This window comes from Cytobacillus sp. Bva_UNVM-123 (assembly GCF_046351715.2).
GTDB lineage: Bacteria > Bacillota > Bacilli > Bacillales > Cytobacillaceae > Cytobacillus.
On the sequence record NZ_CM177772.1, the window covers coordinates 4070407 to 4093375 of the forward strand.

Below are 22969 nucleotides of genomic sequence, written 5' to 3' on the forward strand. Positions count from 1 at the left end.
ATCATATTATGAAGTTAAAAGTTTATACATTAAATTCATTTGCAAAATCCATTGAGGGAGGGAACCCTGCCGGAGTGGTACTTAGCGCTGATTATCTATCAGATGAGGACATGAAAAAAATAGCAGGTATCATCGGTTTTAGTGAGACTGCTTTTGTCATGAGGTCAGACCTTGCTGACTTCAAGGTTAGATTCTTTACACCTAATGAAGAGGTTGATCTTTGTGGCCATGCAACGATAGCAGCGTTCTATACACTTTCAAGCCAAGGGTATATTAAACCTGGAAAATATTCTCAAGAAACAAAGGCTGGAATTTTAAATGTAGAAGTAATGGAAGACCTATCAATTATGATGGATCAAAATGCTCCAAGCTATTATGAAATAATAGACAAGGAGGAAATTGCAGATTCCTTAAATATTACTATAGATGAAATGTTGGGGGATCTACCAGTGCAAATTGTATCTACTGGCCTTAGGGATATACTTGTACCGATTAGAAACTTAGATATATTAAATTCTATAAAGCCAGATTTTGAAAAAGTAACAAATATCAGCAGTAAATATAATACCATTGGTTATCATATTTTTACCCTTGAATCACTAAAGGGTTCAAATGCTCACTGTAGAAATTTGGCACCTTTATATGGAATTCCAGAAGAATCTGCAACTGGTACATCCAATGGTGCCCTTTCATGTTATCTATATAAATATGGTAAAATCAAACCTGAACATGTTATTAATATATCTGTTGAGCAAGGTTACTCTATGAAAAAACCTTCAGAAATAGTTATAGCGTTAACCACTCAAGGGAAAGAAATTATTGAGGTAAAGGTGGGCGGAAAAGCATTGAATTTGTCCGAAACAGAGGTTGAAATATAATTGTAGAATATAAATATCTAATAAATTGAAATAATAAGATAGCTGGATTAGGTGTTATGTTACATCTAGTATGGCTATTTTTTTCTTAATTAAATATCCTTGGTAATATGTTAGCTATTATTATAGCCAATTATATTTTTAAGCATAAATTCGGGCTATATACAAAGGCAACCCCCTATATCAATGGGGGGCTTAAGAGGTCTAAACCCATTATTTCTGCTTGTTAGTATCATCTTTCTATTACAACACATGAATTCTGCTTGTCTTCAGGCTTTGTGCATATGTCGCTAAGGCAGGACACCTACTTCACTTAAATTAGACAGTGAGGTACGTTATTTTATGTTTTTATTGAATATATCTGGAGAAAAAAGTTACTGGCCCAGAGGGAGAGCCCCAGAAACAGTTTGTTCCTTCTGGTGGTGTGAGTGGAGTTGTTTTTGCTCTACCCTATTGAGCAATTACAAGATTTAGTTAAAGGCTTTACTAATTATAGTATTGATTCAATTGAAGTCCATGTTAAAGGTGTAGCACAGACAGATGGTCTTACAAGATTAGTAGTGGGGGTTTCTGGTGAAGCAGGAGTTAAATTAGTAATGAAAAAAAATCAATATATTTTTATCAAACTTTATTCAAAACCAACAGGTGATTGTGGTTTTGAAATAAAGTCATACTGTTTAAAATAAAGTTGCACTATTTTACCCATTTGGATATGCATTGTTCAAATGGTGGTGGAAACAAAAATACGGTAAATGATGTCAAAGTAGTTATTATGATGGATAATTTAAAAGCCCTTTATTAATAAGGGCTTTTAGATTTATGGAATAACCGTTAAATTGCTATAAATAATAAAAAAGAATAGGAATCATCCGGTGAAATCACCTTAACCATGTCCCAGGTTAGATGAACATGTAGAAGACTATAATTGGACGCTCTCGGAACATGAACGAGCACCTGATCAATTTTTAATTCATTGTATTTATTCACTTTTCCCAGCTCTTCCTTAAATACAGGATAATCTGCCTCAGGAAGGTGAAGCAGCTGTTTCCTCTCTTGTTCCCAAAGTTCGTTGATAAGCACATTCTTCTCATAATGCAGGCGGTTCCGGTCCTCTATTAATTGTCTTTCTAATTGAACTGTTAAGTCTTCAAAACTGCTCATCAATGGTGCCTTATTAAAGAAGTTATATCGAACATATCCGACCTTGTTCTCAACGTTTCCTTTTTCATGTCCACTCCTTGGATTACAGGCTTTGACCTCAAAACCATAGTGATTTTGAAAGGAGATAAACTCGTCAGTGAGTTGAACTTCTTCTGTTTTTGAACGTACTTTTTTACAGCAGGAGTAAGATTATCAATTCTTACCTTTATAGGTACACCGCCTGCCTGTTGGAAAAGTTGCTTGAATCCAAATAAGAAACATTCTTGATTTTCAGACGGTAAAGGTATGGCAAACCCTGAATTACTATAAGGAAAAGACATGATTAAAGCACGAATATCTACTAGTTCTCCGTCTTGTACAGCTTCCATGACACCGAAATCTACTTGTGCTTCTCCAGGAGGATATTCTAACCGTTCAAAACCCTTGTCTTTTTCGTAATTGTGCGTATTTTTCCACTCTTGAACGAAATAACAAATGGTCCGGTAGGACCCTTCAAATCCTAGACCCTGTAATTCTTTGAACAATTGCTTGGTCGTTCTTCTATCTTTTCTCCTCATTTTAGAATCTTCAAATAGCCAGTCTGAAACAATATTTCCCCATTTTTCTTCATACATCATGCCACTCTTTTTAGTTATAGTTGCTTCGGGTAATTGTTCCCCGTCCGCATATTTCTTCGCTGTTCTCCAATTAATGTTTAAGGTTCTTTGTATATTGGTAATAGATAACTCTTTGTTGTTCCTTAAGTGTTTGATACAATTAATATCAGACATTGCTAGCATCCTTTCCATTCCTCCACTCTAAGTTGATTCGACACCAATTACAGTAGAGGAACTTGGGGTGACTGGCAAGTCTTTTTTTATGCCCTATAAAAATAGTACAGGACTCTGCAGTTTTACCTTGCAAAGCCCTGCACTTCTATTTTGCAATAAAAATAGCATCCTTATATGACAAAATCTATATAAAAATAGATAATGCTATTGTTCAAGATACAAACCAAATTAGTTATCTTATAGAAAGAAGGAAAACTCATTATTCTTGAAAATAAAGTGATATTGAATACAAATAAACAAAGAGGCTGGTAGATTTCGAAAAATTTCTATCAGCCTTTTTTACAGCTAAAATACAGTATATACTCGCTATCTAAGTATTCTTCTCAGAACAAGCATTTTCCCTTATAGGAATGGATAGGGTTATCAAACTCTATTAAAAATAAAATTTTTAAAACTCTCTATAAAATGTTGCAGTAATTTTTTCTGAACTACTCATTCTTGGATATATTGTGCCCATTCTTCCATCCCAAGAGTACACAGAGTTAAATTTGAGACCAGTATTATGATCATAGCCCTGAACTATTAAAACTGGCTTCCCATAATCAGAGTATGCTCTGATATTACTCGCGAATACGGCTCTCTCAGTAACTGTATAGAAACCTAGAACTGAAAAGTATGGAGAAGCTTTAGGTATTATGGATCCTATAAACCACGCGACACCTTCATATACACTTGCTTCAACTTTAGAAGCATATTGAGCTGCTTCTCGAGAATTCATAAAAAGATAATTATATTCTATGTTTACACGGCCACCACTTTGATAAATTTCTGTCTTCATATATGCAGAATGAATTGGTGTTAAATCAGGTAAGCCTAGCATTTCAAGATCTGTATCTTCAATAAATTCTTCAATAGATTCTTCAATAGATTCTTCAATAGATTCCTCTGCGACAATATCTTTTTTAGAAAAATCACCTTCCGTTATAGAGGTAGTTGAAGCAAAAGTACTATTAGTATTACTTAGAAATACAAATCCCATGGCAAAAAGAAACAGAAAAGGTACAAAAATTCTCTTCATTGTTAATAATCCCCTCTCTTGTAATATTTTACAAATTAATATTACTATAAGGAGATTTTATTTTCAATATTTTCTGTTTTTTTTATGTTTTCCGATAATATAAATCAGCAATCCTCCTAAAAGTACAAAAAAAGAGAATAATATATCAAATTTAAAAGTTAATAGTAAAATAGAGGATCCCATCGTTAACATCCCTAGAAAAATAATAATATTCCATTTCAACATAAGAATTCACTCCCTATTGGATTTTTTTACACTTTTAGAAAATATTCTACACGGATACATATAACCCTCTTATTAATATGGCTAAATTAAATATTTAGATCAAAATCTATTCTAAAGTTAGCAACTGAACAAGAGGCTTAAGCTTATTCGAATATGTCCTATGACTCTATACAATAGGGAGCTAGCCTTACATCCCCGGCGAGGGTAAAATTAATCGAGTTAATGATAAAGCAAATATTATAAATTTAGAGTGAAAGTTCAATTCTGGATGAATATTATTACCCTATTGCACCACTGAATATCATAAGTTGCACCACCGCATATAAAAAAGAAAACCACTTAATGTGTTTTTGATAAGTTAGTTTTGAGCCACTTTTATACGATTTGATCACATAAAAAATGAGCTACTTAATTTCCAATTCTATTAACCTCTCTTATGATAGAAAGTGACCAAACTTACTACATCTAAGAGGAAGAAAAGGATGATTCAAATGGCTCAATTTCATAATATCAAATTTTTAAAAGAGGTTGAAGGTTTGTCGCAAAGGCAAATAGCGACAAAACTTGGTATCTCCAGTAATACAGTAAGTAAATATCTTAGAGAAGACACTGCGCAACAACTATCTTGCGAAAAACTGTGTATGGGATTAAGGAGATTCTTCAGAAACAAAACGGGTATTGCCAATCATTGATCAGTGGCTTGAATTGATGATCAAAAAATCTGGAAAAAGCAAAAGCATACAGCCATCAAAATTTATAAGAGATTGATAGATGAATATGATTTTAAAGGATCTGCCTCCAATATTAGAAAAATCGTAGCCAAACGCAGGAAAGAAATTCAGAAAGTCTTTATCCCCCTTGATTTTCAACTCGGCCACCAATTCTAATTCGACTGGGGAGAGGCGGATGATCTCATGGACTTTCTCATAACGGAAAACTTGCGTTTTCTTTGCTTCCAATAGAGCATTCGTCGAATTTTCCATGCCAATATCTCGATGAAGGAGGAGAAGTCGAATGAACTTTTGATCGCTCGCTGAACCTTCCTGCTCTCGCATTTTCAAATGGAATCTCCTGAAGACATCAGGAACTTCTGAAGATTGGAATGCGTGAGAGTCCCGAATTGCCCGTGGTTTCTTAAGTAATACTTCTAAATAATGATCCAGAATCGTAATAATTTGATTGCTTTCATAGGAGCGAGGATGTTCAGCGATCACACGGTTTTGAGCCACAACGATTACTCGATCAACAAAATTTTTTACCCACACAGTTTGACCAGCATAGCTACATGGAACAGAATAATGATTTGTTTCTACTGTTATAAGAGAAGTTTTATTTTCTTTACGGGACACAAGCTTACAAGCTTCAAAACGATTGGCCGGAAGGGGATGAAGATGTTCTTTTTCTTTCACCCACATTTCTAGAACCTTTTCAGATTTATTAGGGACGTGAGTCCTATTAGCTTCCTTTAAAACAATCCAAGAGATAAATTCATTCAGCACATCCATGGATTGTACTTCAGGGTAAGGCACCAAGGCATTACGTCTTACGTATCCTACAGCGCCTTCGACACGACCTTTTTCATTTCCACTTGCAGGATTACAGAATTCAGCTTTAAAAACATAATGAACCTGGAGTCCAATAAAGGCATCTTGTTCTAGTCTGTCCCTGCCTTGTAGAACTTTTTGTACGGCTGTTTTAAGATTATCAAGTAGACCCTCCGTTGGAACTCCTCCTAAGAATTCAAACGCATGAATAAACCCATCCAAAAAAAAATGAACTAAATGCTGATACCTTAAACCTTTAAAAAATCCTTGTATTTTCTAATACAATAAAAACATATTCTCTAACTAATTCACCTTCATTTCCTTATTCAAGGATAGCACCTTTATTATTCGTTGACTTATTTTATCTTAGCTTGGTAAAACATATCTAATATAACACCAGTTATAACAACTTCATAAGTGAACCCTTCATCATTCAGACCTCCTTTACCAAAAATTACATCGAACTCTTGTTCGATTTTTGATTGAATAAAGAACGTTTGTTTGCATATAATAAACATAAATTAATTTTACTTGATCTAAGGAGCATGATTTTATGTACAAAGATAGGGGCATGCAAAAATGGCAAGGTTTTATGTTAAGTGAACACAATGAAGATATCCATTACCATAATAAAACCAAAATACAACCTGTGTTTCTTGAAGAACAGGAATTAGAAATGTTTAATGTTTTGCTGCAATTATCTATGGAGAATAAAACGATAATTAAAATAACATCATCAATCTTTAATGATGAATACGGAAAAATAATTGAAACAATTGGTTATGTGAAAAAATATGACCCCATAGAGCAAAAAATTCAATTGATGGATATTCAAAATAATAAAGTCAACATTGGCATTAAACAAATTCAATCAATTGAGGAACTTTAATATGATATTTGATTTAAAAAATCTACCTAAACGAGACATTCTTTGTATAGACATGACAGCTTTTTTCGCTAGCGTAGAATGTGTAATGAGAGGACTAGACCCCCTAACCACTTATTTAGTTGTTATAGGGAAAAAAGATCAACCAGGCTCAGTTGTGTTAGCCGCTTCCCCTTCTGTCAAACGTGATTTCAGAATAAAAACTACTAATAGGCTATTCGAGATTCCTAATGATCCTAGAATCATTATTGTTGAACCTCGAATGAAGCTATATTTAGAACAGAATCGTGCTATTCAAAATATTTATCGAAGATACGTAAGTAATGATGATCTACACATTTACTCAATTGATGAAAGCTTTTTAGACTGTACATCGAGCAGACGATTATTTGGTGACAAATTTACAATCGCTAAACAGATTCAAAAAGAAATATGCGAAGAGTTAGGATTAATTGCTAAGATTGGGATTGGCGACAACTTATTACTTAGCAAATTAGCTTTAGATAATGCCTCTAAGAAAACTAAAGATGGGATTGCTTACTGGAGCTATGAGAATGTCCAAGAAACAATATGGAAAATTCCTAACCTAACTGATATGTGGGGAATCGGCTCACGTACTGCTCGTACTCTAAATTCAATGGGGATTTTTTCTGTGAAAAGTCTAGCAAATTGTGATGTAAAATTACTTAAAAAGAAGCTTGGTGTCATTGGTGAACAGTTATATTATCATGCCTGGGGAGTGGATTTTAGTCGAATATCTAAAAGGGTCCCACCAAAAGAAAATTCGTATGGAAGAAGTCAAATACTACTCAGAGATTATGAAGATCCTTATGAAGTTGAAACGATCATTCGTGAAATGGTTGAAGACGTAGCTGCGAGACTAAGGAGAAATAATGTAGTTGGTGGAGTTGTTCATTTAGGAATTGGCTACAGTAAGGCAGAATATGAAAAAGGCTTTTCTCATCAATTGAAATTAATGTCACCTACTAGTCAAACTAAAGAAATTACAGATGTGTGTTTAAGAATTTTTCGTACTTATTATACTGGTCAAGTCGTGCGACAGGTAAATGTTTCTGTAGGTAAAGTATTAAGCAAGTATGATATGCAGCTTAATTTATTTATGGATACTGACGAAATGAGAAAGCAAGAAGCATTAGATAATACTATTGATACAATTCGGAATAAATTTGGAAAAGCCGCCATTCTTAGAGCGGCCTCTTACACAAAAGGTGGTACAGCAAAGCAACGTGCTGGTATGATTGGTGGACATAAACAATAGCTCTCGAATGAGGGCTTTTTTATTTGTCACTATAACATATTGACATTGACCAATAAAAAACCAACAAATGGACATTTTTACGTATCCTGTTTGTTGGTTATATTTTTTTCTTAAAATTTAGTCCAAGGAATCAATGGGAAATTAGGATGTGTAGAATCAAGTTGCCAGTAACGTGATGTTGCATTTGCTCCTACCCAAAGCTTAAATGTATCATTAATAAATCCTAATCCTCCAGTAGCATAAACAGTCCATTCCCCACGATGATAAGCTAATCCTCCTGAAAGATAATCAGATCCTGTTTGTTTCGTCCAAATCATTGCAGGATTAATATTTGAATGCCAGTGGTTTCCTGTTACTACTTTTGTAGCATTTCCACCATTATGCTCAAAAGTTACGCTTGAATAAATGGTTGAAACTTTTAAAGAGCCTACATACAAACTATAACTTTTTTCTTCGGTTTTTGAAGCTGCTAATGAATTTCGTGGAGTTTCATCATTTGCTTCTACTCCAATTTGAAATTCTTCGCCATTAATAGTTATACTTGAGCTTCCTCTTGAAATTTCATCTAACAAATGTCCAGTATCAGAAAGAATTAAAAGAAACGCTTCTTGTTCATTTTTTTCTAAAGCAAGAAATTTTTCAAGTCCCTCCTTTGCTAACTCATTTCCTTCAGTAATAAGATCTTCTAAATATCCTATATAGCCATCAGCTGATTCAAGATATTTTAATTGCTCATTTAGCTGTTTTTGAAGATCTTTCTCGTTACTGACCGTGGCTGCACTCGCATTAGACAGCGAGAAAACAAAGATTAATAGGGTGAAAAATGTAAAAAATGTTCTAAAAAGCTTCATTTCATTCCTCCTAAAATTTAATTTGTAATGCAACTACTATTGTAATAGTTAATATTTGTAAAATAAAGGATATTTTAACAACAAATTGCGATATTACTAGTCTTTAAACGACAATAAGCTCAAATGGAATTTTTTAGACATATTTAATGATATTTTGAATAATACTAGAAACGTAGTGATAAAAAATTGGAAGGAGTAGTCATGTGAGTGAATTAAAAAAAGTTGCGTTAATTTCATCAGAAGCCCTATTTTTCTTAGTAATTGGATTATATCTCTTACTTTACATAGTTAAGGATTTCTACGCTATTTATGAAATTGAATTGTTAGGGAATATTTGGATTAATTGGTTTGGGATTTCATACATATTATTTGCCCTAAATACCCTTATAATTGGATTGTTTCTTTTCAAAGATAGGCTCTACTTTAAGAGGAGGCTTACATCCTTATCGTTTTGGATATTATTTATTGGTGCTAATGCTATTTTCATAAGTCCATTTATTATCGGGCACAATCCATTTTAAAAAAATGCAGAAAAATAACCCATGCCTATCATATTTTTCATACATTGGGTTATTTTTCAGCTTATTAATAGAATTCCTAATTTTTAATGATTATTATTTAGAAACACTAAAAACAATGATATTTGCTATTAGAGAAAGTTTCAAAGTATTAAAGAAGAGGGATATTAAAGTAGTTTACTTTTACTTCTAAAATTTAGTTTCTATTTTATAAAAGTTTGTTTAATATTAAACTAGTAAATATTTTACACAGGAGGAATTATATTGGAATCCACTACAAAAGAAACAATCATAAAAAAAGAAATTTTGATTGAATCCCCTCTTAACTTAGTTTGGTATGCTTGGACTATTTCAGAGCGAGTTTCTGAATGGTTTGCTCCCGAAACATTTATAGAACCTAAAGTTGGTGGTGCGTATGAACTTTATTTTGTTCCTGGTAATAAAACCGGCATGAACACTAAAGGATGTAAAGTAACAAAAATTGTTGAACAAGATGAGCTTCACTTTACTTGGAAAGGTCCAGACCAATTCGCAAATATGATGAATCAAGAGGATCAATTGACTCTTGTAAAAGTACGTTTTAATAAAAATGACTATAACTCAACGAAAGTAACTATTGAACATACTGGCTTTAAGGATGCAGATAATTGGACAGATGCTATTGATTGGCACAACATGGCTTGGGCAGGTGTCCTAAGTAGTTTAAAATCCTCGCTTGAAAAAGGTGAAGGAAATTTATGTTGTCAACCCACTGAATAATTAATTCTTACTAAAACATCTATTAGTACTTGAAATAGATGTTTTTTTATGGAGTTTACTACTCAATTAATTTATTGCAAATATGGATTTTGAAGTAGAATTTTATTTTATCAATGGTAACCTCATATTTTTTGGGTGTAATAAAATAGGTGTTTTCACTAGGGCAAATATATGGTTCATTTCATAGTCTAATAATGAAAATATTTAAAATGGAGGAGATCAAATGTATTATCAAAACTGGGGACAACAATGTCCGCCTCAATTTTGCCCACCTAAAACATTACCCACTCAATTCGATCCAGGACAAATTTCGCCAACGAAACAATATGTCAGCCCAGTTCTTTCCAACACGGTAATTTCACATGTTCATCCTTCCCACAACACGACAGTTAATGAGCATTTAATTACTCATAAACATTATTTTCCTCACACTGAATCCGTTGTAAACGTATGTAATGAACAACATATTATGTGTGGAATACCTTATAATCCTTGCTGCTCACCATTTAGACCATTTTTTTAATTTAATTCATGCAGCCCACCGCACCCCAATTATTAGACATTATCTAAAAATTGGAGGTGCTTTTTTATGGATAAAAAGTAGAAGATGCTATCCTCTTGAAGAATAGCGCCTTCTACTTTTAATAAATCCTCTAATAGGAGTGTGGTAATAGCTATTTATCTAGGTGGCGACAGGCGGAATTTCAAAAACCGCCGCGGTGTTTCCCTCGTCGCCATATTATAAATTATTCGCCGATTCCTGTTTCTACTTTTGTCACGGAGATTCCTGATTCTACTTTTTTAATCGTTATTGCTGCACCAAATAGTTTCATGCAAATGTAATAAACGACTCCAGACACGACTAATGAATTTAATGATGATACTCCAATATCTGTAACAAAGTAACCAACAGCGAAACCAGCTATCCAAGCAACAATTGAAATTGGATTCCAGCTTTCACATTGTTTTGGCAGTTCATTATTCCTTCTGCTTTCATCCAGCTCAGCCCTACTGCGCTTTAAAATAAAATAATCAACAATGACTATCCCGACAACTGGCGGTATGACTACCCCAAGTAAAACGAGAAAGCCGATAAATTTGTCAAGAATCCCTGCAACTGACATGATGGTACCGAATAAACCAACTACAATCGTCATAGTAGCACGATTAAAGTTTTTCTTGAAAAATATATTCATAGAATTTGTTAAACCAAGACTAGATGAGTAAAGGTTAAGGTCATTTGTTTTAATAGTAGAAAAGAGTACAATTGAAGCTCCTAGCCAGCCCGACAATGAAAGCATAATGGTGACAACATCTGGAGATTTAACAACATGCGCCATTAATACGGCAATTAAGCAGATGCTTAGCTCCCCTACGAACGTACTTATTGCGGTCATCCAAAAGACATCTTTCCAGGTACGTACATAACGGCTTATATCAGGCGTCGTTACAACCCCTACAACAAACCCGCCTGTTACCATCGTAATCGCTACTCCCATTGGAAGTGGGGTACCTGGTGCGGGAGAAACTAGCAGACTGCCAATATCAGCCGTTGCAAGCAGCTTATAGGCAGCAATGCCAACTGCAAGTAAAAATAAAGGTAGCGCTATATTTGCTGTATAACTTAATACCTTAAAACCAAAGACAACAAGTAATGTAAGACCCAATCCCGTTATTATGGACCAAATTTGTACATTAAACATATTTGTCCCTTCGTAAATCCCTAGCGCAAATACACCATTTTGAACACCAAACCATCCTGTTAATGATATGGCAATAACTAGTCCGATAAGCAATGAACCAAAATTCCCAAACCCTGACCATCTTGTTAATAAAGCGGTTGACAAACCTTCCTTTGCAGCTGCATAGCCAATTCCAAATCCAATAATTTGTAGGATTACACTTCCAAACATAACTGCCCAAAATGCGTCCCAAAAAGACATTCCACATCCTAATGTTGCACCAAGCATCAATTGCGATACACAGGCGAAAAAGCCAAGTCTTACGACTAATACTTGCCACATTGGCCTCTTGTCGGAATCAGGAACACGCCGTAAAGAATGATCATCATGAGACTCTAGATTTTCTTGAACTTTTGCCATACCGACACCCCTTATTGTTTGTTTTTTCGATACTAGTATGATAGATACTTATTAAATTCGTCTCTAATTAAAGGGTTATTGAAAACAACATAAAGTGGTCTTGAGAAATCAAGATGTCTTAATATCTTAACACCTTTAAACTCTTTCACTTGTGCCTGATATTCAAAGACACCAAGATCAACAACTGCATAATCAGCTTTATTTTGCATGATAAACTCAACTTGTTCCTCTTGATCATGACAAAAGACTTTTATTCTTTCCGGCAGAAGATCGATAACATCTCCATATTTATAGCCTTTAATGACAGCCAATTTCTTATCTAATAGAGCAATATCTTCAATAGATGTAATATCTTCATCTATGAGTGAAATAATTGTCGTAATCGCATTCCTAAAAAGAGTTGAAAAGTAGTAGAGTTTTTCTCTTTCTGGCGTTTTTTGAACTTGAAAAGCCATATCAATTTCTTTATGAATGAGCTTTTTTTCAATTTTACTCCATTCATCCAAAATGTACTCTGGAGTAGCTCCCATTTTGTTAATTATTTCATTTACAGCTCTGTAATCTGAGCCTTCTAAAACTCCTAACCCATTATAAAATTGATAGGGTGGAAAAGGGTCTGCACCTACTAGACATTTCTTCATACTAATCCTACTTCCCTAACTTCTTCGCTAGTTCAGCAAGGTCAGGGTGTATGAATTTTCCATTATCCAATATTAGCTCCCCGTCCAGCCAAACAGAACAGGCCAATGATATTCCATCTACATGACTTTTCGCTACTCTCGGTGCGCCTCCTGAATAGTTTGGTCCTTGATGACCAAAGCCCCATTCCGTACTTCCCCAAATTCGTTCATCCTCTGTCGTGCAACCCTCTAATTTAGCATTAGGACTACAGCCATAACAAACATGTGCTGCGATATACATATTGGGGTCATTCAAGGACGCGAAATAATCTTTAACCCGCTTTGCAAGCATTCCACCTTCAAACTCAACGATTCTTCCTTTTTCTACAACATAGGTTATCGTTTCACTTAGAACACCTAATTCGAGATCTCCACCTCCACTAAGTGCCCCATCAAATGCTATTCTTCCATTGATACTTTCCTCAATAGGTGCCCAACCTATCTGGCCAATAAGGAAATGTGCTCCCGGTGTACTATAATCAATTTCATTATTCATTGGTCTTTTCGGATCATTTTTAAAGGTTACGTCAGTCCCTGCTTTATTTGTTATTCTTACTTCTGTTGCTTCTTTAGTTAGTTGAGTAAGCCTTGTCTGGAACTCTTTTTGTGCTTCCATATCGACCATACCTATATTCCTTACAATTCTTTCAATTCCTAATCCGCCAAGCATAACTTGTCTAGTTCTTCCATTTGTAACAGCTTTATCCCATATCGGAGAGTATAAAAGCCATTGGTCATTTAGTTCTATCCATACATCCGTTTTGTCCGCACATTCTATCAGTGGTTCTGGTAAGTATTCCATCGTAAGTGCTCCATAACCTTTTGGCGTTGAATGCCAGGCCAGCATTGCCTTAGCACCTAGAGCATCAGCCATTTTGACAATTTCCTCAGCCACTCTGAAATCTCCAATTGAATCGAGAGTTACCAACACACTTTCTCCAGGTTTTACCTTTACCATATCGTGCATTAGTTTATAAGCCGTTTTTGTAAGTTCCATATCTAAAAACTGTGCCATACTATCCCTCCGTTATTTTTTGTTATACTCTACCTTACTGATTTTGCTTTTCTATCGTCTCTTTTAATTGAATATATATTTGTATTCTTTACACTTACATTCGCGTTTGTGTTTGAATCTTCTGAAATCTCACATCCTTTTATTTTTTATTAAGATAGACTTATTTTACAACAATTGAGTGAACCATTTGAATGTTCTGAAAAACAAAAAAAGGTTAGCTATTTGTGCTGGAACACAAAACGCTAACCAGAAGTTCCTAAAAACCTACTTATTTTCAAGTGCTATGACCATCAATGTATTTAGTAAATAAGGCATTTTCCAAGGCTCATAACCTAATAAATCAATAATTTTATTCTTTCGATAATGCACTGTATTTTTGTGAATATACATAAAGTCAGCCACTTTGTCCACATCCATATCATTGATAATAAGTTGGCTCAATGTCTTATACAAATCTTGCTTGTTCTTTTCGTCATATTCCTTGAGTTTCCGGAAAATATCCTGTAAAGACGTAGTCAATTTTTGGTTCTCTCTGAACTCTCTAATTAATCCGAAGCAGCCTAAGTCTTTGAATAGCGTATATTTATTTTCTCCGAAATAGCTTCTTCCAAATTTAAACGCATCTATAGCTTCTGTATATGCTTTCGGTATATCTCTAAAATCATGAAACACATTGCTTACACCAATAGAGGTGTCGCCCGCCAAATCATGATCCCAAGTTTCAAGCAGATCGTTACATATTTTACTTATCCTATCTTCTCTTTCTACTGTTTGTTTCGCAATGAGTATAATAATTAAATCACTTCTTAACCCGACCAAATTATCCTTATTCTCTCTTTCAATCATGTCTTTTGTCTTTTTGTACTGAACATTTTCTATATACCGCTCTAATTCTCTCAGATCTTCCCTAGAATTTTCTTGGAATTTGTTAATATTAAGGACAATAATCTGACTGATTTTTTGTATATCCCAATTTAGATCCATTCCAATCTTGACAGCAACTTCATCCGACCTAAAATTCCATGTGATGAGATCCCCAATATACTCTTGTTGCCTTTGCATTTCAATTTCAGATACTCTGCTACTTTTAGTCGATATTAATGTATAGATTCTAGCTATTATATCGAGTATTGACATGGAGTCCTGTAAATGATGATCATCAAGCTCAGCAACGACTGTACCAAAAAACATCGCTTGTGATCGGACAAATGTAAGCAAGTATTTTTTATCATTAATCATTAAAATTTTATTTTTATCATCGATGGTTTGTATCTCATGACTTCTTTCAAAAAGGTAATTTGATAACTGACTAAACTCGTTATTGTATTTAGGATAAATAAGCTTATTGTTAATATCTAAAAACCATATTTTCCTCCCGTAAAAGTCTGCCATTGTTTTATAAATAACATTAACATCCTTTTTAGAGACCACATATTCAATTAACGTATTTTGCATGTGGTTTGCATTGAGATACGCACCAGATGTTTTTTCCATTAGCTTTAATATTATTGGATTCATAATCTCAATATATGTTGTCTCACTCTTAGCAATTATTAAAGGAAAGTTCATCTTGTTACATAGTTCTTCGATTCTTGGATCAATATTCTTAAGCCAAAGATCTAAATGGCAAATAATGACCCCTGCAGATTTAGCTTTTATAAGTGATTCAAAAATGTCCAGTTGCTGCTCAACATTATTCATTACAGCATAAAGAGAAGTTATATATAGTTGTCCCTCTATTAACCAACTTTGCTCTTTCGTATCAGCGACTTCCAAAACGGTTACTGAAGATATTTTATTGTCCAGACCATCAATACCCGCTTTTATATAAGCATACTTAAGACCACTTAATGAAAATACATCCCTTACCTTCATCTAATCACTCCAGATTAATATTGTAAAATTGTAGTTTCATTCTTATTAATTGATAGGGCATTACAATATCTAAAAGCATTCTTCTTATATGTATTATAATGTTTTTTTGATAGCGGTCATATTTCTTCTCATTTTATTTCAACTGAGTAACCCGATTCTAGCCCTTCTTCTCCTCAACACCTTATAATAAAAAGAAAACTCAAATCCCTTACCAAAAAGGAGTTGAGTTTTCTTTTTTATTTCTTTATTGAAAATGCATTTTTATCTCCACAACCTCAGAGCGAGTGCCAATTCTAAATGGCGGGCCCCAGAAACCGAACCCTGATGTAACGATTGAATGCAAGTTTTCTTTTTTCAAATATCCCCAATCATTTTCATAGATCCTGTTAGTTATGAAATTAGCTGGTGCTACCTGTCCCCCGTGAGTATGACCTGATAGTAAAAGATCTACCCCATTCTCGCTTGCTTCTGCCAATGCATTTGGTTGGTGATCGAGCATAATGATCGGCTTCTCATTGTTTAAGGGAGCGACGATTTCTTTTATGCTTTTTCGATTTCTATCTGTTAAATCATTTCTGCCGACAATATAGAAACTGTCATTCATGTTAACTGCCTCATCAGATAACATCGTAATTCCCGCTCCTTCCATTTCGACAAAAAGCTGAGCTAAATCATCTCCGTAATAATCATGATTTCCAGATGTAGCATAAACACCAAGTGGTGCTTTAAGTTTCTTCATCGTTTCTCCAAGATTTCCCTCCAAAAACGGCTCAATATAATCGTCTATAATATCGCCAGGCATTAAAATAATATCTGGTTGTCTTTCTTTTGCTATTTTCACAAACCTTTCTAGATGGTTTTTCCCTACCATTTTTCCAATGTGAAAATCTGATGCTAAGAGGATGGTAAGTTCCTTTTGCTTTGATGGTTTATCTATTGATACTTCATATGTCCGAACAACGGGATTCCAAGCATTGTAGGAGCCAATGGAAAATACGAAGATGAAAAAGACAACTATCGCCCAGCCTATTAGCTTAAGACCTTTCTTTTTGGAAAAATAATAAATAAGGTTGGCAATCGGTAAAATTATTAGTCCATATCCAATGATTAAAAGCCACATTCCACTAATGAAAGCAAGAACCTTAGAAGATACAAACCTATCTATGAAAATATTCAATGCTATAAAAGCCATACATGCGATATATGCCTTTTTATAACGAAATGAAAACACTTCTTTCAGCCAAACGAAAGCGTTATAACCCACATAAAAACAGAGTGCCAAATAAATCAACAAAAATATAGCTAGTGTCAAAATCATCATAATAGGTTATTTTTGTCTCCTTATCTCCAAGAGGTGTGTATATCTATTATTCTACCAATAGTGCATCTTAATTGGGAAATTAAAAGCAGTGATCCCCAATAAACTATTAAGTATATGGGCTAGAATAAAATTTTATTTAGACAATATAAAAGGACGCGTTACTAAATATACACGTCCTTTTATTGATAGTATTCTAAAATGTTCATTTTATAAAAAAAACATCCCGTTTTTTTGTTTTACTCCCCTCCCCCATTTAGATAGTACGTTTCTGACAAAGAATCGTTTGCCTACCTTCTTCCTCATGTTCCTCGAAATAGTGAATGTTCCATCGATCGAATATCGAAAGTAATTCCTTTGGCTGAAGCTTGTAATCATTTGAAATCCCTTGATTCACATGAAGTGGAGAGCGATAAAAAGTTTCCATAAAAAAATAACCGCTTTCCTTTATCACCGACTTTACAAAAGGAAATATCGAACGATCCAAGTAATAAGTCATGACAACTAAGTCATACGTATTTTCTGCTATATCTAACTTCTTCCATTCTGTCAAATCACATAAACGAGGATAGAGCGGGAGTAAATACTTTGTCGTCTGTTCCTTCATATACTGGATTGCCACATCAGAAATGTCTAATGCATGCACTTCATACTGCAGTTTTGCTAAATAGAAGCTATTCATTCCTAGCCCACAAGCAAGATCAAGAGCCATTCCTCCCTTAAGATGGTGTGCATGGCGCTTTAATCTTTCATTTGGGACAAGCCTCTCTATTTGATTGATACGTGATGTATGTTTTATATTCCATTTATTTTTTGAATTCATTAAAATCACCTAGTAAAAAGTCTACTTCAAATGGAATGCTCACATTCTTAGCCAATCGTCTCAACAACATTTCCATCACTATCCTTAATCTCGCTTTTCACAATGTTAAACACAATCCCTTTAAAACTATTTAATGTATACTCCCCAACCTTTGGTACAAGTACTTCCAAAAGTTCATTTACACATTCTTGATTCAAGTAGAGAATAGCTTGATTTGCTTTTATTTCAACTTTTGGCTGCTCTGCAGGTGAAAATAAAATCGATAGATTCTGTCCAAATAATTGCAAGTCTTTGTTATTCGGGATTCTGCCATTTACGATTTGCGCAATGAGGGGCGCATCCTTTGCACCTATCGTTATCATAATGGTTGTCTTTTTAAACAATGATTTCTTTTCGTTCCAAGCAAGATTATCCAAAAATAAACTTCCCGTACTTGATCCATCTCGTTGCATGCCTAACTGAAAAGCTTCTTTCATTAACGGATCATTCATAAAGGATTGCCTTGAAAGATCTGTTATATACAATGGGAGATGAGAGGAAGCGGCTTTTAACAATCCAAGCGTATTCCACATTTCCATGGCTTCACGCTCATCAACTGTAATCCCAACGACTTGCAAAAATTCTACTCGCCCATTTGGACTTGAAATAGGCGGCAGCTCAGGATCTTCAATAAAGGCGATAGATTGAAGTAATGTATCGCTATCCAAAGCAATAGGGCCATTCGTATTCAAATAATGCCCTGCCTGAAAATAATTGCCGCTTGTAAATATGTATCTACCAAGATTTTGTAAGAAATTTAAACTCCATGCCGGCGGCTCTTGCTCGTTCTCATGCTTTAAAAGCCTAAAGGTTAATTCGAAGCCATAACCACTATATTCCGATTCTTCATTCTCTTTTTCAAATAAATCGGAGAACCCATATGTAACAAGATGCCAATGGGGCAACGGCTCCTCTTTCACATAAGCACTTATTCCTTCTAACGGATCAGGACCTCCAAGAGAATACGGGATCATCGTACCATAATGCTTGGGCTCCTGCTCACCGTAAAGCCGCTCCATCTCCTTATCAATCGCTTCCCAACCAATTGCCTGTTCCTCTTCACTCATCTTTTTCTCCTCCTTCTATCTAATTTACAAAGCTGTAGTGGAAAATTTATTGTAAATTCTAAAATATAAATACTATTATACTTAAACAATTGACTTATTAGGACTTATTTGCAAATATAGGATAAACTATCCACTCTCGAAGAATTTTAGTTGGATAAATGAAAATTGGATATTCACAATTTATTACCGTATATGTTGATAAGATGAATCGTGTATTGGGGGGGATTCTCTAATGAAATCCGAAAGAAAATGGTATCGCATGTGGAGAGTATTGTCTTTTGCGTTGTCCTTATTTATTCAAGTGTATTGGTATAAAATGAGGAAAAAGCCAGCTGCTGATTGGGAGCAATTATGGGAGAAGCTCGGACGGCAATTCCGAGAGCTCCTCTTTGAATTGCAAGGATTACTCATTAAAATAGGACAAATGTTAAGCATACGTGCTGATTTACTTCCGAATCATTTTGTCAAACAAATCGAGGATCTCGTTGATCAAGTTCCTCCATCACCATGGGATGATATAAAAAGCGTATTGGAAAGAGAGTGGGATGGGCAAATTGAAGAAAAGCTTTTGTCTATTGAACCAAATGCTGTAGCTTCGGCATCCATCGGTGAAGTGTATCGTGGTGTATTAAAGGATGGTACTGAAGTTGCCGTAAAAGTTCAGCGCCCCACCATCCAAAAGATCGTCCAAACAGATTTTCGTACTTTATCAATTATCATTTGGTTCGCAAATTACTTTGCTCCTATTCCGAAAGGATTTATTCACTTTAAATTGCTTTTCCAGGAATTGAAACAAGTAATAGAGAGAGAGTTAGATTATAAAAAAGAAATGGAAACAGCACAGCATTTTCAGCAACGCTTTCAGGGCTTTTCTAAATTAAAAATACCTACTATTTATGAGGAGCTTTGTACATCACAAGTCCTTGTAATGGAATGGGTAGAAGGATTTCGGATAACAGATGTAGAGGCACTAGATCGTTTTGAAATTGATCGTGTTGAATTAGCACAAAGACTCGTCCGAATTTTTCTTCCTCAATGGTTGGAAGCAGGAATGTTTCATGCCGACCCTCATTCCGGAAACGTTTTAGTAAAAGAAGATGGTACTTTAGTTCTGCTTGATTTCGGGATGGTAGGAGAAATTTCTAAGACTGATGCAAGCAATTTTCAAGGATTACTGGAAGCCATTCTATTAAAAAATTATGCAAAGTCTGCTGAAGGATTACTAAACCTTGGATTTTTACTACCCGGAGCTAATTTAAAGATAATTGAAAAGCTTCTCGCTGATGTTATCTCATTTGATTTAACCCAATTAAAGGAATTGGATCTTATTAAAATGAAAAAGGAAATGACTGACCTTGTGCACTCACTTCCCATCCAAGTCCCGACACGGTTTGTCTTTCTAGGCCGTTCCTTCGCGACAATTGAAGGCCTTTTTTTCACCCTTTGTCCTGAAAAAGAACCGCTCGAAATTATAAAGCCAGCATTTTTCAATTGGCTGGAACAGAGTGAAACAAGTAAATGGAAGTTATTTTTTAAATGGGTTCATTCCCTACCCGTTTTTCAAATCATTCATTCCGTTACAGATTTAATTAATAAACCTCAGGAATTTCTCGAACAGAAGGAATTGCAGCAGCAGCGAGATTTCCAATTTATGATTTTTGAAAATCAGAAAAAGCGGATATTCTTCTTAGGCTTACTTGGGGTAGCAGGAGCATTGTTTGGATTATATGAACAAGCCACGATTATTTGGCAATGTTCATTCGGAGTAATCGGAGTTTCCTTGCTTAGCTATGGTATCAGCAGCAGGAAGCAAAAAAAGTGGCTGAAGTCCATTCATAAATAATTAGCCATAATCAAACCAATACTGGGATTGACAAGGAAATTGGCAAGAGATCGTCCATATGGGGATGCTGCAAACGGAATACTTTAAAAGAAAGAATAAGACAATTACTTCTCAGGACTAATTAGGCTTCGTAATATTTTGACTTTAAAAGGACATATTTTACCTTGATCACTAATAAAGGTAGAATATGTCCTTTTAGGGGTGAGAATTGTGGAAAGTTTGCGATTTCGTTCATAGAAATGGTCGTTTTTAGCAACAGGCTTAATTTAAATACGATGACTAGTTATTTGAAAAATGCTATACATCTTTGCTATTCTAATTATGATTAATAATAACGGAAGCAGGAATAATGCTTTGACGAAGGGAGAAATGCTTTAATGAATCTTGTTACTTTAAATAATGGGTTAAAAATGCCTCAGCTTGGTTTTGGTGTTTGGCGAGTGGAAGATGAACAAGCAACGACCGCTGTTACGAAAGCACTTGAAGTTGGCTATAGATCGATTGATACAGCGATGGTTTATAAAAACGAAAACGGTGTGGGAAAAGCGATTCGCGAATCATCTATCCCGCGCGAGGATCTTTTTATTACGACAAAGGTTTGGAATACGGATCATGGCTATGAAAACACATTGCGTGCCTACGATGAAAGTTTAGAAAGACTTGGGCTTGATTATGTTGATTTATATTTAGTTCACTGGCCAACACCAGAATATGATCAATATATCGAAACATATAAAGCACTAGAAAAGCTATATCAGGATGGTCGTGTAAAAGCGATCGGTGTATGTAATTTTGAACTTGACCATTTACAACGCCTATTAAAAGAATGTGATGTTAAACCAGTATTAAACCAAATTGAATGCCATCCATATTTATCACAAACAGAAATGAAAGAATTTTGTGCGAACAATGACATTTTTGTAGAGGCTTGGAGCCCTCTTCATCAAGGCGGAGAAGTCTTACAAGATGAAGTCGTTCAAAAAATTGCTGAACAACATGGAAAAACTCCTGCACAAGTCGTATTGCGCTGGCATTTACAAAACAATTCAATCGTCATCCCGAAATCTGTAACTCCTTCTCGGATTGAAGAAAACTTTAATGTTTTCGATTTCGAACTTTCTACGAGTGAAATGAATAATATTCACAACCTCAATCGCAATGAACGAAAAGGACCAAAACCAAGCGAATTTAACATGCGCTAAAAAGGAATCTTACTTAAACGATAGAGAAAATAGAAGAATTCGCTACATATACTGGCGAATGTACAAAATTAGCGGTGAGTTGCTGGATATATCAATAATTTTCCTGATATATCAGCAACTTTCGAGATTATATCGGTCACTTCGGGATATATCGGTCACTTTCGGGATTATATCGGCCACTTTTCAGATATATCGGCCACTTTCGGGATTATATCGGTCACTTTTCGGATATATCGGCCACTTTCGGGATTATATCGGCCACTTTCGAGATTTATCAGCAACTTCCCAAAAATAACAGCAACTCCTAAAAAGGAATGTGATTGCATTCTTTTGAGTTGCTGTTTCATTTATATCATATGGAACTCTTCACTTTTATTGTATATATACCTACACTTCACCGGTTTTTTTATTAAGTGTAAAAACTCATTTCTTTACCAACTATTTTACTCATTTTTGTAAAGCCAATAAAAAAAGACCAGCTTATTTATACTTCAAGCTAGTCCATTTTTCATTTCTCATATTGACCATACATGCACTTATGACCCCCCAAAGCTGATTTTCAAAAAGGATACTCTTAATGGTATAGTCTAATTAAGATCGATGTTTTAGTGAGTAAACATCTTCTTCTATTCTATTCAGCTTATCCATCATAAAATTTATCTTCGATTCGGAAATTTTCATTTCTTCTAGCTTCTTATCGTATGCTTCAAATTTGCCATCTTGCTCAATAAATCCACCTCGGATTGCAGAAAACATTTCACTTAAATTTTTTTCAACATCATCCATCCTTTTATTGACCTTCAATAACTCATTCCTAACTTCTTTAAAACCATGATTCATCTCGTTGCTTACTTCAGAAATACCTTGTTTCATTTCATTTCTTACTTCCGAAAAACCATGTTTCATCTCATTTCTTATTTCCGAAATATCTTGTTTCATTTCATTTCTTATATCTGATATTCCTTCTTGCAGCACATTCATTTGTTCTCTCATATCCAAAAGCATGTTAAACAGTTCTTTCTCCATCAAATTCACCACACTTTCATTTATTAATTTTAC

24 protein-coding genes are annotated in these 22969 nt (G+C 34.7%); 10 read left to right on the forward strand and 14 right to left on the reverse strand.

The features are described from left to right. Positions 1 to 8: 8 nt before the first annotated feature. Complete coding sequence (locus KDN24_RS20950) at positions 9 to 878, forward strand: PhzF family protein (protein ID WP_409974293.1); 870 nt, start codon at positions 9 to 11, stop codon at positions 876 to 878. Between the two features lie 425 nt (positions 879 to 1303). Beyond that, positions 1304 to 1561 carry a hypothetical protein gene (locus KDN24_RS20955; protein ID WP_409974292.1) on the forward strand — a complete coding sequence of 86 codons (258 nt, stop codon included), beginning with the start codon at positions 1304 to 1306 and terminating at the stop codon, positions 1559 to 1561. A 145-nt stretch (positions 1562 to 1706) separates the two neighbouring features. Here KDN24_RS20955 and KDN24_RS20960 read toward each other — a convergent pair whose 3' ends face one another. The 4 genes from KDN24_RS20960 to KDN24_RS20975 all read right to left on the reverse strand — a co-directional run bounded on the left by KDN24_RS20960 (position 1707) and on the right by KDN24_RS20975 (position 4109). Continuing rightward, positions 1707 to 2036 (reverse strand): hypothetical protein, encoded by a 330-nt coding sequence (locus KDN24_RS20960; protein ID WP_491348148.1) that lies wholly within the window; start codon positions 2034 to 2036, stop codon positions 1707 to 1709. Beyond that, positions 2036 to 2806, reverse strand: coding sequence for a hypothetical protein (locus KDN24_RS20965; protein WP_409974291.1), 771 nt, complete (start codon positions 2804 to 2806; stop codon positions 2036 to 2038). The genes KDN24_RS20960 and KDN24_RS20965 overlap by 1 nt, the downstream gene beginning before the upstream one ends. Before the next feature lie 448 nt (positions 2807 to 3254). Next, entirely contained in the window at positions 3255 to 3884 is a 630-nt protein-coding gene (locus KDN24_RS20970; protein WP_409974290.1) for a hypothetical protein, read from the reverse strand. A gap of 63 nt (positions 3885 to 3947) precedes the next feature. Further along, complete coding sequence (locus tag KDN24_RS20975; RefSeq protein ID WP_491348149.1) at positions 3948 to 4109, reverse strand: hypothetical protein; 162 nt, start codon at positions 4107 to 4109, stop codon at positions 3948 to 3950. Between the two features lie 482 nt (positions 4110 to 4591). Between KDN24_RS20975 and KDN24_RS20980 the strand changes: the two genes are divergently transcribed. Further along, positions 4592 to 4801, forward strand: a complete 210-nt coding sequence (locus KDN24_RS20980) for a sigma factor-like helix-turn-helix DNA-binding protein (RefSeq protein WP_409974289.1) — start codon at positions 4592 to 4594, stop codon at positions 4799 to 4801. Here the strand turns inward: KDN24_RS20980 and KDN24_RS20985 are convergent, their stop codons facing one another. After that, a complete protein-coding gene (locus KDN24_RS20985) occupies positions 4802 to 5875 on the reverse strand; it encodes a Mu transposase domain-containing protein (protein WP_409974288.1) in 1074 nt (357 codons plus the stop codon). A 331-nt stretch (positions 5876 to 6206) separates the two neighbouring features. On the opposite strand from KDN24_RS20985, the gene KDN24_RS20990 reads away from it, so the two are divergent. Continuing rightward, the gene (locus KDN24_RS20990) at positions 6207 to 6542 is read left to right on the forward strand and encodes a YolD-like family protein (protein ID WP_409974287.1); all 336 of its coding nucleotides are present in this window, start codon (positions 6207 to 6209) and stop codon (positions 6540 to 6542) included. A gap of 1 nt (position 6543) precedes the next feature. Next, positions 6544 to 7818, forward strand: coding sequence for a Y-family DNA polymerase (locus KDN24_RS20995; protein ID WP_409974286.1), 1275 nt, complete (start codon positions 6544 to 6546; stop codon positions 7816 to 7818). 110 nt (positions 7819 to 7928) lie between these two features. Here KDN24_RS20995 and KDN24_RS21000 read toward each other — a convergent pair whose 3' ends face one another. Continuing rightward, a complete protein-coding gene (locus tag KDN24_RS21000) occupies positions 7929 to 8669 on the reverse strand; it encodes a hypothetical protein (RefSeq protein WP_409974285.1) in 741 nt (246 codons plus the stop codon). A gap of 203 nt (positions 8670 to 8872) precedes the next feature. On the opposite strand from KDN24_RS21000, the gene KDN24_RS21005 reads away from it, so the two are divergent. The 3 genes from KDN24_RS21005 to KDN24_RS21015 all read left to right on the forward strand — a co-directional run bounded on the left by KDN24_RS21005 (position 8873) and on the right by KDN24_RS21015 (position 10469). Beyond that, positions 8873 to 9190 carry a hypothetical protein gene (locus KDN24_RS21005; protein WP_409974284.1) on the forward strand — a complete coding sequence of 106 codons (318 nt, stop codon included), beginning with the start codon at positions 8873 to 8875 and terminating at the stop codon, positions 9188 to 9190. 261 nt (positions 9191 to 9451) lie between these two features. Beyond that, complete coding sequence (locus KDN24_RS21010) at positions 9452 to 9946, forward strand: SRPBCC family protein (RefSeq protein WP_409974283.1); 495 nt, start codon at positions 9452 to 9454, stop codon at positions 9944 to 9946. 223 nt (positions 9947 to 10169) lie between these two features. After that, positions 10170 to 10469: a CotD family spore coat protein gene (locus tag KDN24_RS21015; protein ID WP_409974282.1), complete on the forward strand. Its 300-nt coding sequence runs from the start codon at positions 10170 to 10172 to the stop codon at positions 10467 to 10469. Between the two features lie 223 nt (positions 10470 to 10692). On the opposite strand, the gene KDN24_RS21020 is transcribed toward KDN24_RS21015, so the two are convergent. The 7 genes from KDN24_RS21020 to KDN24_RS21050 form a co-directional block, all read right to left on the reverse strand. Further along, positions 10693 to 12048: a purine-cytosine permease family protein gene (locus KDN24_RS21020; protein ID WP_491348150.1), complete on the reverse strand. Its 1356-nt coding sequence runs from the start codon at positions 12046 to 12048 to the stop codon at positions 10693 to 10695. 32 nt (positions 12049 to 12080) lie between these two features. Next, positions 12081 to 12689, reverse strand: coding sequence for a substrate-binding periplasmic protein (locus KDN24_RS21025; protein ID WP_409974280.1), 609 nt, complete (start codon positions 12687 to 12689; stop codon positions 12081 to 12083). A gap of 7 nt (positions 12690 to 12696) precedes the next feature. Beyond that, a complete protein-coding gene (locus tag KDN24_RS21030; RefSeq protein ID WP_409974279.1) occupies positions 12697 to 13743 on the reverse strand; it encodes a 2,5-dihydroxypyridine 5,6-dioxygenase NicX family protein in 1047 nt (348 codons plus the stop codon). 264 nt (positions 13744 to 14007) lie between these two features. After that, a complete protein-coding gene (locus tag KDN24_RS21035) occupies positions 14008 to 15618 on the reverse strand; it encodes a PucR family transcriptional regulator (RefSeq protein ID WP_409974278.1) in 1611 nt (536 codons plus the stop codon). Between the two features lie 244 nt (positions 15619 to 15862). Further along, complete coding sequence (locus KDN24_RS21040) at positions 15863 to 16849, reverse strand: metallophosphoesterase (RefSeq protein WP_409974277.1); 987 nt, start codon at positions 16847 to 16849, stop codon at positions 15863 to 15865. A gap of 343 nt (positions 16850 to 17192) precedes the next feature. Then, on the reverse strand, positions 17193 to 17759 hold the full coding sequence (locus KDN24_RS21045) for a class I SAM-dependent methyltransferase (protein WP_409974276.1): 567 nt from the start codon (positions 17757 to 17759) through the stop codon (positions 17193 to 17195). A 47-nt stretch (positions 17760 to 17806) separates the two neighbouring features. Further along, on the reverse strand, positions 17807 to 18865 hold the full coding sequence (locus KDN24_RS21050) for a suppressor of fused domain protein (RefSeq protein WP_409974275.1): 1059 nt from the start codon (positions 18863 to 18865) through the stop codon (positions 17807 to 17809). A gap of 232 nt (positions 18866 to 19097) precedes the next feature. Here KDN24_RS21050 and KDN24_RS21055 point away from each other — a divergent pair, with 232 nt between their 5' ends. Next, the gene (locus KDN24_RS21055) at positions 19098 to 20708 is read left to right on the forward strand and encodes an ABC1 kinase family protein (protein WP_409974274.1); all 1611 of its coding nucleotides are present in this window, start codon (positions 19098 to 19100) and stop codon (positions 20706 to 20708) included. 377 nt (positions 20709 to 21085) lie between these two features. After that, positions 21086 to 21910 (forward strand): aldo/keto reductase, encoded by an 825-nt coding sequence (locus tag KDN24_RS21060; RefSeq protein ID WP_409974273.1) that lies wholly within the window; start codon positions 21086 to 21088, stop codon positions 21908 to 21910. Positions 21911 to 22501: 591 nt separating this feature from the next. Here KDN24_RS21060 and KDN24_RS21065 read toward each other — a convergent pair. After that, positions 22502 to 22936 (reverse strand): hypothetical protein, encoded by a 435-nt coding sequence (locus KDN24_RS21065; protein WP_409974272.1) that lies wholly within the window; start codon positions 22934 to 22936, stop codon positions 22502 to 22504. Positions 22937 to 22969 lie beyond the last annotated feature (33 nt).

Excerpts from the sequence above, each read along its gene's own strand:
- KDN24_RS20950 (WP_409974293.1), top strand. The coding sequence starts at position 9 with ATGAAGTTAAAAGTTTATACATTAAATTCATTTGCAAAATCCATTGAG.
- KDN24_RS20960 (WP_491348148.1), bottom strand. The coding sequence starts at position 2,036 with ATGAGCAGTTTTGAAGACTTAACAGTTCAATTAGAAAGACAATTAATA.
- KDN24_RS20965 (WP_409974291.1), bottom strand. The coding sequence starts at position 2,806 with ATGTCTGATATTAATTGTATCAAACACTTAAGGAACAACAAAGAGTTA.
- KDN24_RS20970 (WP_409974290.1), bottom strand. The coding sequence starts at position 3,884 with ATGAAGAGAATTTTTGTACCTTTTCTGTTTCTTTTTGCCATGGGATTT.
- KDN24_RS20975 (WP_491348149.1), bottom strand. The coding sequence starts at position 4,109 with ATGTTGAAATGGAATATTATTATTTTTCTAGGGATGTTAACGATGGGA.
- KDN24_RS20980 (WP_409974289.1), top strand. The coding sequence starts at position 4,592 with ATGATTCAAATGGCTCAATTTCATAATATCAAATTTTTAAAAGAGGTT.
- KDN24_RS20990 (WP_409974287.1), top strand. The coding sequence starts at position 6,207 with ATGTACAAAGATAGGGGCATGCAAAAATGGCAAGGTTTTATGTTAAGT.
- KDN24_RS20995 (WP_409974286.1), top strand. The coding sequence starts at position 6,544 with ATGATATTTGATTTAAAAAATCTACCTAAACGAGACATTCTTTGTATA.
- KDN24_RS21000 (WP_409974285.1), bottom strand. The coding sequence starts at position 8,669 with ATGAAGCTTTTTAGAACATTTTTTACATTTTTCACCCTATTAATCTTT.
- KDN24_RS21015 (WP_409974282.1), top strand. The coding sequence starts at position 10,170 with ATGTATTATCAAAACTGGGGACAACAATGTCCGCCTCAATTTTGCCCA.
- KDN24_RS21020 (WP_491348150.1), bottom strand. The coding sequence starts at position 12,048 with ATGGCAAAAGTTCAAGAAAATCTAGAGTCTCATGATGATCATTCTTTA.
- KDN24_RS21025 (WP_409974280.1), bottom strand. The coding sequence starts at position 12,689 with ATGAAGAAATGTCTAGTAGGTGCAGACCCTTTTCCACCCTATCAATTT.
- KDN24_RS21030 (WP_409974279.1), bottom strand. The coding sequence starts at position 13,743 with ATGGCACAGTTTTTAGATATGGAACTTACAAAAACGGCTTATAAACTA.
- KDN24_RS21035 (WP_409974278.1), bottom strand. The coding sequence starts at position 15,618 with ATGAAGGTAAGGGATGTATTTTCATTAAGTGGTCTTAAGTATGCTTAT.
- KDN24_RS21045 (WP_409974276.1), bottom strand. The coding sequence starts at position 17,759 with ATGAATTCAAAAAATAAATGGAATATAAAACATACATCACGTATCAAT.
- KDN24_RS21050 (WP_409974275.1), bottom strand. The coding sequence starts at position 18,865 with ATGAGTGAAGAGGAACAGGCAATTGGTTGGGAAGCGATTGATAAGGAG.
- KDN24_RS21055 (WP_409974274.1), top strand. The coding sequence starts at position 19,098 with ATGAAATCCGAAAGAAAATGGTATCGCATGTGGAGAGTATTGTCTTTT.
- KDN24_RS21060 (WP_409974273.1), top strand. The coding sequence starts at position 21,086 with ATGAATCTTGTTACTTTAAATAATGGGTTAAAAATGCCTCAGCTTGGT.
- KDN24_RS21065 (WP_409974272.1), bottom strand. The coding sequence starts at position 22,936 with ATGGAGAAAGAACTGTTTAACATGCTTTTGGATATGAGAGAACAAATG.